Genomic DNA, 13990 nt, shown 5'->3' with positions numbered 1-13990 from the left:
GAATCGGTCGTTCCAGTCCATCTCCTTTATTGGTTGGGAAGGCCAAACCATTGATGCGGTTGGTTCCGGGAACATCTTTCCAGGTGATGACCTTGAAGACACCCGGCATTTTTTCGGCTTCCGAGGTATCGATGGAAATAATATTGGCATGGGATACCGTTGCCTGAACCAGTTTAATGTGCAGTGTATTATCCGGTAATTTCAAGCCTAAATCCGCACCGTAATCCCAGGTTCCGGTTACTTTTGCCAACGCAGAGGGACGTATGGTAGCTGATCCCATCATGGAATCGCCTTCCTTCAGTTGGAACCAAAGCTCTTCTTTTGTGATATCTCCTCGCATTAAACGGGCTGCATCCATAACCGCATCCACCAGTGGAATATAACCGGTGCAGCGACAGACATTGTGATGTTTCTGGAACCATGCCCGAACATCTTCCCGGGTTGGATTAATATTTTCTTCAAGTAAACCTTTCGCTGACATAATAAAACCTGGCGTACAGAACCCACATTGAGCCCCACCATTAACCATCCATGACAGTTGCAGCGGATGTAGATTTTCTTGAGTTCCAACACCCTCAATTGTAATAATTATAGCTTCATCTGGAATTTTCTTAATCTTAGTGATACAGGATCTTACAACTTTTTCATTCATGATAACGGAACATGAACCACATTCGCCTTTGCCACAGCCGACTTTTGTGCCGGTTAAGCCCAATTGTTTTCGCAATACCTTGGCTAAGCTTGTTTCAGCATCAGCAATCACCGTTCTTTTCACACCATTGATTATTAATGTTTTCTTTAACATTCTAGAACCTCCATTTGATTTTTTTGCTATATTAATTTTTAATAAAGCCGCCTATTTCAAATCCGCAATTTGGATAGGTACAGGGATCATACCCCATACCTAAACCGCCATGCCCGTGTTTAACAATGTCTTTCTTCTTTAATCACTCCCTGCAACGATTATTGGGCCAACCGAGACAAAAATCGTTCTTTTACATACATCACCCAGTCTAGTAATTCCACAATTGGAATATCCTTTTTATTGGTCAGCTTGAACTTGGCTCCGGGAAGCGTTGGAGCTTGGTTGTGAAAACGATTACTGTCTCATAGAAATTTTAAACAATAATTGGAACTAAAAAAGAAGGCCTGTTGGCCTTCATTAATACGCTCCAAACCAAGTCAAAAACATTTCTGCTTTTATGATTTTAATTGTATTAACTCCTTCCCAACATGGAGGCAAAAACGTTTCCGTTTATACCCTATCGGCCTTTATCCATGGCAATGCTTTAGGATGAAAGGCTCGGAGCAATCTTTATTAGGTTTGTTTTAATTTGATTTAATTATATACTTTTCAGTTAAAAAAGTCTATTCTTTTATTGAATTGAAAATTTTCTGAAATTTTCCCAGGGAATGCTATTTGATTAATAAACATCACAAATTTCAGCGGCAATCTGTTCAGGTAAAAAACCACAGTTTGCGTACAGCGAAGAAAGATCGCCTTGTTCAAATAAGGGGTTTTCAATGGCGCGAATTACTATTTTTTTTGAACGCATGCGATGGTTTTGGGCAAATTTGGAAGCTAATTTTTCAGCTATTCCACCGCTTTTTATCCCTTCCTCAAGGATGTAAACCATTTTCGCATCTTCAACTAATGAAACGATGTTTTCGGAATCAAGGGGATAGACCTTCATCAGCTTTATTAAGCGCACGCGGCACTTATTATTCAATAAGGCAATGGCATCGTAGGCATTTTTAGTAACTCTGCCGTAGGTAATAATTGCAATATCATAGTTATCTGTTGAAAAATCCATGTAACTTGCTTCACCCAAAGATTTGTAATCACTGCGATCATAATCGAGTTCCGAGCCCTTTGGATAGCGAACGACCACTAAACGATTGTGATGAAATCCATAATTAAAAGCCTGAGCCATTTCATCGTAGGTTTCCGGGCTAAATATCTCAATTAAAGGGATGGTGGATAAATAGGAACAATCATAAATACCCTGGTGGGTAATCCCGTCCCCGGGAACAAGTCCACATCGATCCAACGCCATAATCATGGGCAATTTCTGTATCGCCACATCATGAATCAATTGATCGTAGACTCTTTGAACAAATGTTGAATAAATGGCACAAACCGGGGTTTTCTGATTGGCCGAAAGACCTGCGCAAAAAGTAACCGCGTGTTCTTCGGCAATGCCCACATCAAAAAACCGTTTTGGATAAGTTGACTCAAAATCCTCCAAGCCGGTTCCGGTGGCCATCGCCGCAGTAATTGCACAAATCGATTCATTCTGTTCTGCCTCTTTACAGAGTATTTCTCCAAATACCGATGAAAAAGTGGTGCTTTTTTTGCTAATATCAATCCCTTTTTTTAAATCAAAGGTACCAACCGAATGATAAACTTCAGGATGCTCTTCTGCGGGTTTATAGCCTTTCCCTTTAACCGTAAGCACATGTACCAGACAGCATTTATTTTTTTCTTTTGCCTCATTCAGCACAGTTTCCAGTTTTTTAATATCGGACCCATCGACGGGTCCCAAATAATCAAGTCCGAGATGTTCAAATAAGTTCTCAAACACCACTCTTTTTTTAATATGATTTTTTAAACATCTTGTGCCATGAACTAACTTATCACCAACAATGGGTATTTTATGAAAAAATGACTGGGTCTTACGTTTTAGCGCAAAATACTTTTTGCTCGTTCGAATCTTAGATAAATACGTAGATAATCCGCCAACATTTTCAGATATTGACATCTCATTATCATTAAGTACAATAATCAGTTTTAAATCATTCTTGGTGCAGTTATTTAAAGCCTCATAAATCATACCATTGGTAAACGAACCATCCCCGACAACGGCAATCACATATTTGTCATTTCCATTGAGTCGATTCGCCGAGGCCAAACCTATTGCTGCCGAAATTGAGGTCCCGGAGTGGCCTGCCCCAAAGGGATCATAGACGCTTTCATTCCTATTTGTAAAGCCTGACAATCCTTTCCATTGACGAAGGGTGTCGAATTGATTTTGCCTTCCGGTCAGAAGTTTATGCACATAGCTTTGATGACCAACATCTAAGACAATTTGATCCTTGGGTGCGTCAAAAACACGATGGATGGCAATTGTCATTTCCACAACACCTAAATTAGATGCTAAATGCCCACCGTTCTTTGATACCGTTTCAAGGATTTTATTTCGAAGTTCCCCGGCAAGCATATCAAGATCACTATAACTTAGCTCTTTCATATCCTCGGGAGATGATATATTCTTTAATATACTCAATTTCCATAATCCTTTCACTGTTACAATATAGAACTTACATTATACTCTTTTCCATTTTTTTCAGCCTTAAGCGGTAACTTTGCAATACTAAGAAGTCTATTAACTTAATTATACAATGCTACGTCTTTAATTCAAATGAATATAATGTCTTTCTTCTATAATATTTTCACAGGTCTGTTAAATTATGGGGTTCAAACAGTTTTTTATTCGATTGTCCCTTTAAGCATTGACCCTTTTGTGGCCCGATTAAGAGCAATTAAAAGAATATAACCAATACCCGCGCCACAAATGGTGCTGACGGAAAAAGGAATCACAAATCCGAACCAGGCCACGGTGGTATTTCCAAGTAAAAAATGCGCCACCGGATAACAAAGCAACGCTCCGATAATGCCGGTACCAAACATCTCCCCGAGTGCTGCAAAATGAATTTTTTTAGTCTTCTGATAGAGCATTCCCGCAAATAAAGCGCCAACCATACTGCCCATGAATGCAAGAGGCGTTCCGGTTCCCAGTAAGTTTCTGGTAAGTGAAATGACAAACGCACACATTACCGCATACGCCGGACCTAATGTCACCGCACAAAGCACGTTAATCATATGCTGTACCGGAAAGCATTTTGTTATGCCGATGGGGATATAAAATGTTGAACAAACAACGCCGACTGCAGCATACATCCCTGCAAGGGCTAATTTTCTAGTTCGCATGACAATCATCTTCCTTTAACTCCACCTTTTTTCCACTTAATACACTGTTCATGGTCCGAACCGCACATAACTTCCCGCACATTGTGCAGCTGTCTTCATGTTCCGGTTGTGAACTTTTACGATAACGGCGCGGTTTTACTGGATCTAAAGCCAACTCAAACATCCCTTCCCAGTCAAGATTTTTACGGGCGGTACTCATTTTATAGTCGATATCCGTCGCACCCCTGATTCCTTTGGCAATATCCCCGCTGTGGGCGGCAATCCTTGCTGCGATAATGCCTTCTTTCATATCATCCATATCCGGCAAACACAAATGCTCAGCCGGGGTTACATAGCAAAGAAAGTCCGCTCCGCTGGCAGCCGCCAAAGCACCGCCGATGGCACTGGTTATGTGATCATAACCCGGGGCAATATCAGTGGTAATCGGTCCCAAAACATATAGCGGCGCGCCATGGCAAAGCTTTTTCATCAACAGCATATTGGCAGTAATTTCATTGAGGGCCATATGTCCAGGTCCCTCGATCATCACCTGAACATTTCTGTCCCAAGCGCGTTTTGTCAGCTCACCAAGAACAATCAGTTCTTCAATTTGAGCGGCATCAGTGGCATCATTAATACATCCGGGACGGCAGGCATCCCCGAGACTAATGGTGACATCATATTTTTCAAATATATCCAGAATTTTATCATAATGCTCATAAAACGGATTTTCATTACCGGTTTGCTCCATCCATGCAAAGAGCAGAGAACCCCCACGGGACACAATGTTTGTAAGTCTGCCCGACTTTTTAAAGCGTCGAGCCGTTTCCCGATTAATTCCGGCGTGGATGGTCATAAAATCGACGCCATCCCGGGCATGTACTTCCACAATCCTTAAAAATTCTGCTGCAGTAATATCCGTCAAATTTTTATCAAAATAACCAATGGCATCGTATATCGGTACGGTGCCAAGCATGGCACCTGAGGTTTCAACAATCAACTGCCGGAATTCCTGCGTCTTGCCGTAACAGCTTAGATCCATGATTGCATCTGCTTTCATCGTCACTGCGGTTTTCACCTTGTCAATCTCATTGTCGAAATTGCTGCAGTCTTCGGAGATCCCGAGATTAACATTTATTTTGGTTGTTAAACCCTTGCCGATGGCTTTTGGTATTAAATTTTTGTGATTTTTATTGGCGGGTATAACCGCACGGCCGGCGGCAATTTCCGCCATCAGTTCCTGGGGACTCAAAGCATCCGAGGCCGCTGCCTGTTTCATTTCCTTTGTCATCATACCTTTTCGTGCTGCATCCATTTGGGTAGTGTAATTCATTTCTTTCTCCTCTTCATACTGATTTTTGTTAAAAACGGCAAAATAAAAACCCGCACCAGTATGGGCGGGTCAAATAATTCCTAAAAATCAATGCCTTCCCTACGATGGTGCTAACCATATCAGGTTCAATGGGTTAAAAACATAGTTTTCTCTCAGCCTTTCGGCACCCCAAGCGTTTTTACAATATTTAATTTTTTATAGTGTACCATAGAATGAATTCTAAGTAAAGAATCAAATTGTTTTACAAATTTCATGAAAGCAAATTATTCGGAAATTAAGAAACCCCTATTGAGTAAATCTCAATTAGTGAGTTTGTTGACAAAGCCGTCCTGGGGACAATGGTAAATCATTGTCCCCAGGACTTATTTTACTGGCTTTTTAAACTGCATCCATGAAAGCAGCGATGTCATTATCGACAGTACCGATACCGGCAATTCCAAATGTTTCAATTAGAACATTCGCAACGTTTGGTGATAAAAATGCGGGGAGTGTGGGTCCCAGATGAATATTTTTCACGCCGAGATGCAGCAGTGCCAACAGTACAATGACTGCCTTTTGCTCATACCATGCAATGTTGTAGGCAATGGGAAGATCATTAATATCGTTGAGTTCGAACACTTCTTTCAGTTTCAGGGCAATTAATGCAAGTGAGTAGGAATCGTTACACTGACCGGCATCGAGGACTCTTGGAATCCCGCCAATATCCCCTAATTGAAGCTTGTTGTAACGGTATTTAGCACAGCCGGCGGTCAGAATAACCGTATCTGCCGGGATATTTTGGGCAAATTCGGTGTAATAATCTCTTGACTTCATTCTTCCGTCACAGCCTGCCATAACAAAGAACTTTTTGATAGCTCCGGATTTAACGGCATCCACAACCTTATCGGCCAGGGCAAAAACCTGTTCATGCGCAAAACCGCCGACGATTTTACCGGTTTCGATTTCGGTTGGCGCCTTTAGCCTTTTGGCCAGTTCAATGATCTTGGAAAAATCTTTTTTCCCATTGGCGTCGGCTTCAATGTGCACACATCCCGGATGTCCGGAAGCTCCGGTGGTAAAGATTCGAGATCTGACTTCATCACTTTTGGGCGGTACAATACAGTTTGTGGTGAAAAGAATGGGACCGTTAAAGGATTCAAATTCTTCAATCTGTTTCCACCATGCATTCCCGTAGTTCCCGACAAAGTTGTCGTATTTCTTAAAGCCAGGGTAGTAGTGCGCCGGCAGCATTTCGCTGTGGGTGTAAACATCAATGCCGGTGCCTTTTGTTTGCTCAAGCAGTTGCTCAAGATCAGTGAGGTCATGACCAGAGATTAAAATTGCCGGGTTCTTTTTTACGCCGATGTTTACTTCGGTGATTTCAGGGTGACCGTATTTAGATGTGTTGGCTTCATCCAGAAGCGCCATGGCGGTGACGCCGAATTGTCCTGTTTTCAGGGTCAATGCTACCAGATCATCGGCGGAAAGGGTGTCATTAAGGGTTGCTGCCAATGCTTCATAGATAAAGGCATACACCGTGTCATCTTCCTTACCCAGATTCAATGCGTGTTCTGCATAGGCTGCTAAACCCTTTAATCCGTATATGATTAATTCTCGCAGTGACCGGACATCTTCATTTTCGGTGGCTAATACCCCTACTGTAGCTGCCTTCTTCAGCATTTCAGCCTTAGACGAAACTTCGAATTTAGCTGCATTATGTAAATCTGCAACCGCTATGGTTTTTCCGCTTTGCTCTTTTTTGAGGCCAAGCAGTTTTTGGAAAAAGTTAGGCGAGCCTTTTTTGTTGGCAGCATCCACCATATCTCTGAGGTTATTTCTCAGCGTCAGCATCTTTTTAATTTCTTTTTCAAAAGCAACGGCGTCAAAATTTGCATTGGTAATGGTCATAAACATACTTTTCAGCACTTCATGGTTGACATCGCCCAATTCCGCTGGGTTCAATTTTCCCTTTATGACGATTTCAGAAACGCCTTTAAGGGTATAAATCAAAAGATCCTGAAGTTTTGCAACCTCTTCATTTTTACCGCAAACACCTTTTACACTGCAACCTTTTCCTTTGGCCGCTTCCTGACATTGATAGCAAAACATACTCATTGTATTATTTCTCCTTAATTTTCATATATTTTTTATTCATTAAAATTAAACTGATTAAACTTTTTCTGGAACAACTGCTTCTTTATAACGCTATTATACCTGATTAAATTTTTCAATGCCGTTGCAAATGCAACGATTGTAAATTCTTCAAATTAATTGATTTATTTATTGGATATGATAAAATCAATGATAATTCAACTAATTACTTAATTCAATCCAACAAATCTGTTGGATTTGTGTATTAACTTATTTTTTCAGAAGGGAAAACTTGGAATGGAATGGAAAAAACTATTAGCAGACACTCGTCTTGGCAGCAAAATTAATCCACCCTATGATCCTGTTAAGTATCATATGAGTGAATTTGAAAAAGACTATTGGCGGATTATCAACAGTGCTTCTTTTCGTCGATTGCAGGATAAGACCCAGGTGTTTCCCCTGGAGAAAAGCGATTTTGTGAGAACACGACTGACCCATTCAATTGAAACATCGTCTCTGGCCAAACAGTTAACAGCAATGATCACCAAGAATATATCAATCTATCAGAAGGATACCCTTTACGAAATATCCTCGGATCAGGCCGTTTTAGCCGGAGATATTGCCATGTGCGGGGGCTTGCTTCATGATATCGGCAATCCGCCGTTCGGTCATTTTGGCGAAGTTATCATTCGGGATTGGTTCATCAACAATATGAAAGATTACACTTATATGGATAAACCACTGAATGCTATTCTTACAAATCAAATGAAAAACGATTTCTATAATTTTGAAGGAAACGCCCAAGCTCTGCGTCTGGTCATAAAATTACACCATCTTGACAGTGATTTTGGATTAAATTTAACCACATCGGTATTGAATACAGTCGTTAAATACCCCACTGATTCTTTGCGGATTAACGAAAACGATGCGGATATAAAACTCCATAAGCTTGGGTATTATCTATCCGAAAACAACGAGTTTTCAAAAATCGCCAGGGATACCGGCACCAAGATTAAAAACACCTACTATCGTCATCCGCTTACCTTCATTCTTGAAGCTGCCGATGACATTGCCTATGCCACCGCCGACCTTGAGGATGCCTTTAAGAAAAACTTCTTTTCAATTGAAACCTTTGTTGAGTTTTTTAAAAATGAACTTCGTGATTATGAAAAAGCGGATCTTATTACGAAGGAACAAATAGAGAAATCAAATTTACTTATTGAAAAATTCAGTGAATTAAAAGAGGAGTTCAAACACGAAAATAGCAAAGAAATTTTGATTTTTCAAAATTGGATCAGTCATGTTCGGGATTGGCTCATGTTTTGTGCAGCCTATGGCTTTACCAATTCATATACGGAAATTATGGAGGGCACTTTTAAAAAAGATATTTTTGAAGAATCTTTTCACGGCGGAACCATCCGTATTCTAAAAGGTGCCATGCATAAATTTGTTTATTCCACACCAAAGATCATCAAAATGGAGCTGGGAGCACAAAGCATATTAAATTCTTTGCTTGATAAGTTTATCCCGGCCATCATATATTTTGAAGAAGAAAGCGAAAATAATTCAGGATATAAACAAACCAAAGCCGAACACAATTTAACGAATTTGATTTCCGAGAATTATAAAGAAAATTACCTAAAATCAAAAACAACCGATCCGATCCATAACCTGTATTTGCGCTTACTGCTTGTCACCGATTTTATCTGCGGCATGACGGATTCCTATGCAAAAAATCTCTACCAGGAACTCAGCGGACTATATAAATAATTTCTAAACCCCATCGTCAAAATTTATTAAATCGGTTTTGGCGAATCAAGGTCAGCAGCCCTTGATTCGCCCTATACCTAGGAAGGGCGCAAAAATGTTAGAAAAGGTAGAAAAAATTCTTCGTGAGAACACCCTCTGTGTTTTATGTACGGAAGGAGGCGGGAAACCGTATTGCTCTTTGATGACATATATTCCCAATGATGATCTGCGCGTGCTTTACATGGTATCCACTCTGGCATCCAGGAAATTTAAGAATCTTCTGGCGAATCCCAGGGTGAGTGTACTGGTTGATACCCGTCAAAACCCTGGCGCATCTCCGGAAGAAAAGATCGCATCAGTTACTTTTGAAGGATCTTTTCAACCCTTGGCGGCTTCTGAAATGCAAAGGATAAAGACACATTTAGCCGATGATCATTTGGAACTGAACGCTATTCTCGAAAATCCAAACTGTGTTGTCTTTAGTATCAAATTAAACTCATATTTGCTTTTAGATGGGCCAATTGATTCATTTCAGGGAAATTTATAAAATCTCCTTGAATCATTCTACTGAATTTCCACTAATTTTCGGAAGGTTTTGTCAATTAAAAAGATGCGGCTCCTTATTTTAGGAACTGCATCTTTTTTAATAAAGCAGAATATTCTTATCGCTTATATATTTTCGTTGCCAGTATTCCTCCACCTAAAACAAGGAAAGAGATTCCTATTAAGATTAATGAAGAAATATCAAAGTTCGTCGCTGCTGCATTACCATTGGGATTTACCATCCCATTTTTGTTGTCCGGCATAGCGGATGTCTCGTTTGTTACAGCTGTGGCATCTTTTGTTTCAGTTGCTGTTTCACCGCCAGTTACTGCTGCTTTATCATTTGGTAAATTTGTGGGACGTTGACCTGCCATTGCGTTGTTTATTTTCTCTGAGTTTTCAGCAGTTTCAGTGATTGCCGTACCTGCTGTATTCTCTGTATTCATGTCCTTACCCATTAAATTACTTCCCATTGCCGCAATATCAATGGTACTTGCATCAATAAGCGTATCAGGTTGTTCTGACTGCCCCGTTGTTGTTGCTGGAATGGTTCCAGCCAGTTGGCCGCTAATACTTTCAGCTCGAAGATCACAGAATTGTTTTAAAACTGCAACCCCGTTTTCATACTCGTCATAGGTGCAGAAGGCAGTAGGATCATCTTCAACATAGGTTGATATGAGCGATACCGCATTGTCAATAACTGCTTCATACTCCCCGCTATCGAAATAACCAGTAATGAACTCCTGGTAATATTGGTGATATAGCGCCAAATATTCGTCGTTTTCAAGCAGTTCATTTAATAATGGTCTTTCCTCCATGGTTGTTCCGGACACCGGTGTATCAATGGGATAGTTCACTAGGGTTGTGGCTTCATCTGTACTGCTGACGGCAGTGGTAGTTGTTCTGCCACCCATGCCGCCACCGCTGAAGGCACTAAACGCCAGGTTGTAATCCCAGGCAATCACAGATATCTGACCGTCTTCTTCCCTGAGATAATAATTATGTTTCATACTTCCGGTATAGCTGTCAAAATTGTCGACAAAGCTATGAACCACAAAGTATTTTAACACTTCTTCCACATCTACAACGTCTTCCAGATTTTCTCCTGCATTCAACTTTTTTATGGAATCAATCAGCGTCTCTTTGTCAGCATTGGTGACATCAAAAACCGCATTACTCCAAATGTTATCATAGCTTGATAGCTCATCATCCGAGTAAATCAATGCCACATCATTACCGGAATTCCCACCAGGCATATTACCCATATCAGGCATTTGATCCATATTCGGCAACTCCTGTGTTTGAGAGGTTGCATCGATTTTTGGGGTAGTATCCGTAGCTTGGTTTGTGTCTGTTGTCGGCAGCATGTCTGGCCTATTGGACATATCCGGCATTTCGCCATTTCCGCCACCCATACCGTTTTCATCATTCAAATTCATACTGTCCGGTTTATAAATATTTCCAGTATCCGTCCCGTAATTTCGCTGGGCAAATGCCTCTTCAACGTCTTCAACGGCAAGGTAAAGACCGAAATATTCGCCATTGACAGAAACTCTGACAAAACTGGTAAGTGGCGCGTCCACCCCCATATAAGCCATCATGTTATAGCTCAGGTAATCTTTAAGGTAGGTATTGTCGGATATGACATTGTTTAAATTGAGTTTATCAAGTCCATTATAACTTAAACCATCGCTGTATTCGTCAAAATCAATCTTAAAGCTATACCGCTCAGATTCTGTTGATGCCACACTGGAAAGAGAGGAATTTCCCTTTGGCCGAATGGCAACATTACTTATTTTTTCACCGTCAATCGTAACTGCACAGCGCTGGTATTCTTCATCTGTTGCCGTCTCCTGTAACGTATTCCAGTCGTCCTCACTGATCTCAATATCAATTGCATGTACGGTGCTGTCATCAAAGAGTGTCGTAACATAGGATAAATCCGCAGTGGTTGCGGTGATACCAAGGGACTCCCCAAAATAGGAAAAGACAACGGCAATGATAACAGTCACAATACCAATGATGATGCAAACCCGATTGATATTTTTGTTGTTTACCAATTATGCCACCTCTTTCAATTCATAAATTCCCCATTATAGCTCACAAGCACCGCATGATTCACATCCTCAAGATCGACGACGCTGTTAATGAAATCCGTATTATCATTTTTTAGCCGCACCTCAATATTCAGCTCAATACTATCTTTTGAAACGGTTTTATTTTTCATAATACTTTTTGTGACATTTTCGTCAATAAAGCTTTTCACCTTGGATTCCGCCTCTTTGTTATTGCAATTGACAACAATAATATAGGGCATATCGGTTGGTTTTCTGTTTACAAAGATCAGCAGAATAATACCAATCATCACACTTCCGAAGACAGCCAGCGGGATCATCCCAGCCGCCAGAACAATCCCCGATGCGATTGACCAAAATACAAAAGCAATATCAAGGGGTTCCTTGATCGCCGTTCTAAAACGAACGATTGAAAGGGCGCCGACCATCCCCAAAGAAAGCACCACATTGGTGGTGACCGCAAGGATAACGAAGGTGGAAATCATTGTCAGAGCAACCAGGGTTACACCAAAACCTGAGGAAAACATGACGCCTTTATAGGTTTTTTTATACACCAGAAATATAAACATCCCGATGCCAAAGGCAAGTACCATTGCAATTACGGTATCAAGGATTGATACGGCTGCTGCATTTTCTAAAAAATCCGATTGAAAAATATCACTAAAACTCATTGTTAAATTTCTCCTATTAGTTGATTTTATTCTCTGTCCTTATCCAAATATTCGACTGACTGCATATTTAGAAAAAGCTGTTTGCCGTCTGCCGTCCAACTGGACAATGTTTGAGATGACCTCTGGTAAAAAGTTATCGTATTTCACCTCCAGTAAAATTTGGGAAACGCCGGTTTGAACCGTTGGCAAATTAGTATTAAACATGTCTGTGCTGAACAATCCTGTCCGGACATCTCGATCAATGGTAACACGGACATTTCCCGGCCCATAAATATAAGCCTCCCTCATATAATCCACAATAGTTTTTGGTCTGAGATGTCCCGACTTCATTTTTGAGTATAATTCAACGATTAGGGGAGACTCGCTTTTTCCCATCCATGCTGTTTTGTTCGAAAGAATTGCTTCGGTCTGCTCCCTGGTAATAGGCGTCTTCAACTTCGAACAAAGTCCGTTTATCTTGCTTTTTTTCTCAAGGTTTATAAATGAGAAATTGTTATTGTAACAGCGTATGCGAAACTTTTCCCGATGGTTGATGCCATTGATTTTTTCCTGCAATGCCGTATCATTGTAGTTATCAAAATACAAGCTGCGAATTTGATATTCGCCATCTGCGTTTGTATTTGCATCAGGTTTCATAATCGCTTTCAGCTTGCTTCGGATCATCAGGTAATCCAGGTAGTTGATGTAGTGCTTGTGTTCATGTCTGAAATTCATGTCTTAACCTCCTTATTAATTAACATTTATTTAACATCAATTTAACATTTTATTAACACAGTGCTATGATAGAGAAACAACCTTGAAAAAACATTGAACCTATTGTTCTTTAAGGTAATGTTCAAGATTCATTCAACTATAAATGGTACAATTAAACATCATAGGAGGTGTTTTCCATATGAGGATACTGCTAGTCGAAGATGAATGCGGTTTAGCGGAAGCGCTTAAAGCCATATTTACAAAAGAAAACTATTGTATAGATGTTATGATGGACGGTGTCAGCGGTTTGGACTATGCCCTTTCCGGTATTTATGATATTGTGATCCTTGATATTATGCTTCCAAAAAAAAATGGTATTGAAGTTTTAAAAGAGCTCCGAAAAGCTAAGGTGCAGACCCCGGTTCTAATGCTGACAGCGAAGGCCGAGCTGGAAGACAAAATTAAAGGTCTCGACAACGGAGCCGATGATTATCTGACCAAACCCTTTCAAACCGGGGAATTACTCGCCAGAGTCCGTGCCATGACACGCAGAAAAGGCGAGATAGTCGAGCAGGACTTATCTTTTGGCGACTTGACTCTGAGAAGGCAGTCGCGGGAGATTTTTTGCACAGCTTCCATAAAGCTTGGACTGAAAGAATTTGTGCTGCTCGAAACACTGATGCTTAACCCCAAACAAATTCTTACAAAAGAACAGTTAATCGAAAAGGTTTGGGGTTTTGATGATGCGTCAGAATACAACAATGTTGAGGTATACATTTCCTTTGTCCGGAAGAAAATTAATTTTCTGGGCTCAAAGGTTCAGATAAAAGTAAACCGAGGTATCGGCTATTTTTTGGAAATGAGAGAAAGCGAGTAAAAAGGAAAA

11 protein-coding genes and 2 riboswitches are annotated in these 13990 nt (G+C 40.5%); of the genes, 3 read left to right on the top strand and 8 right to left on the bottom strand.

The window, feature by feature from the left end; genetic code table 11:
* The 5 genes from AKG39_RS01055 to hcp form a co-directional block, all read right to left on the bottom strand.
* Window positions 1-805: (2Fe-2S)-binding protein (locus tag AKG39_RS01055; RefSeq protein ID WP_152912161.1), on the bottom strand; the 805-nt coding region annotated here is incomplete at its 3' end.
* Window positions 806-1205: 400 nt separating this feature from the next.
* Window positions 1206-1321: riboswitch (molybdenum cofactor riboswitch) on the bottom strand.
* Between the two features lie 103 nt (window positions 1322-1424).
* Window positions 1425-3287 carry a 1-deoxy-D-xylulose-5-phosphate synthase gene (dxs, locus tag AKG39_RS01050; protein WP_126981241.1) on the bottom strand — a complete coding sequence of 621 codons (1863 nt, stop codon included), beginning with the start codon at window positions 3285-3287 and terminating at the stop codon, window positions 1425-1427.
* A 203-nt stretch (window positions 3288-3490) separates the two neighbouring features.
* Window positions 3491-3991, bottom strand: coding sequence for an energy coupling factor transporter S component ThiW (gene thiW / locus AKG39_RS01045; protein ID WP_050738504.1), 501 nt, complete (start codon window positions 3989-3991; stop codon window positions 3491-3493).
* Window positions 3981-5303: a phosphomethylpyrimidine synthase ThiC gene (gene thiC / locus AKG39_RS01040; protein ID WP_050738503.1), complete on the bottom strand. Its 1323-nt coding sequence runs from the start codon at window positions 5301-5303 to the stop codon at window positions 3981-3983. Before thiC ends, thiW begins: the two co-directional genes overlap by 11 nt.
* A 78-nt stretch (window positions 5304-5381) precedes the next feature.
* Window positions 5382-5484: riboswitch (TPP riboswitch) on the bottom strand.
* A 197-nt stretch (window positions 5485-5681) separates the two neighbouring features.
* Window positions 5682-7397: a hydroxylamine reductase gene (gene hcp / locus AKG39_RS01035; protein ID WP_050738502.1), complete on the bottom strand. Its 1716-nt coding sequence runs from the start codon at window positions 7395-7397 to the stop codon at window positions 5682-5684.
* Between the two features lie 273 nt (window positions 7398-7670).
* Here hcp and AKG39_RS01030 point away from each other — a divergent pair, with 273 nt between their 5' ends.
* A complete protein-coding gene (locus AKG39_RS01030) occupies window positions 7671-9143 on the top strand; it encodes a deoxyguanosinetriphosphate triphosphohydrolase (protein WP_050738501.1) in 1473 nt (490 codons plus the stop codon).
* Between the two features lie 94 nt (window positions 9144-9237).
* A complete protein-coding gene (locus tag AKG39_RS01025; protein WP_050738500.1) occupies window positions 9238-9669 on the top strand; it encodes a pyridoxamine 5'-phosphate oxidase family protein in 432 nt (143 codons plus the stop codon).
* A gap of 115 nt (window positions 9670-9784) precedes the next feature.
* Here the strand turns inward: AKG39_RS01025 and AKG39_RS01020 are convergent, their stop codons facing one another.
* Genes AKG39_RS01020 through AKG39_RS01010 form a run of 3 tightly spaced genes read right to left on the bottom strand, consistent with a single transcriptional unit; the run spans window position 9785 to window position 13125 of the window.
* Entirely contained in the window at window positions 9785-11725 is a 1941-nt protein-coding gene (locus tag AKG39_RS01020) for a CotH kinase family protein (RefSeq protein ID WP_050738499.1), read from the bottom strand.
* A 14-nt stretch (window positions 11726-11739) separates the two neighbouring features.
* Complete coding sequence (locus tag AKG39_RS01015; RefSeq protein ID WP_050738498.1) at window positions 11740-12411, bottom strand: DUF4956 domain-containing protein; 672 nt, start codon at window positions 12409-12411, stop codon at window positions 11740-11742.
* A 39-nt stretch (window positions 12412-12450) separates the two neighbouring features.
* On the bottom strand, window positions 12451-13125 hold the full coding sequence (locus AKG39_RS01010; RefSeq protein WP_050738497.1) for a polyphosphate polymerase domain-containing protein: 675 nt from the start codon (window positions 13123-13125) through the stop codon (window positions 12451-12453).
* 178 nt (window positions 13126-13303) lie between these two features.
* Between AKG39_RS01010 and AKG39_RS01005 the strand changes: the two genes are divergently transcribed.
* On the top strand, window positions 13304-13981 hold the full coding sequence (locus tag AKG39_RS01005; RefSeq protein WP_050738496.1) for a response regulator transcription factor: 678 nt from the start codon (window positions 13304-13306) through the stop codon (window positions 13979-13981).
* Window positions 13982-13990 lie beyond the last annotated feature (9 nt).

The sequence above is a fragment of the Acetobacterium bakii genome (assembly GCF_001263355.1).
Lineage (GTDB): Bacteria > Bacillota > Clostridia > Eubacteriales > Eubacteriaceae > Acetobacterium > Acetobacterium bakii.
The sequence above is the reverse complement of the archived record's forward strand: the minus strand, read 5'-3'. Positions and strand labels throughout refer to the sequence as shown.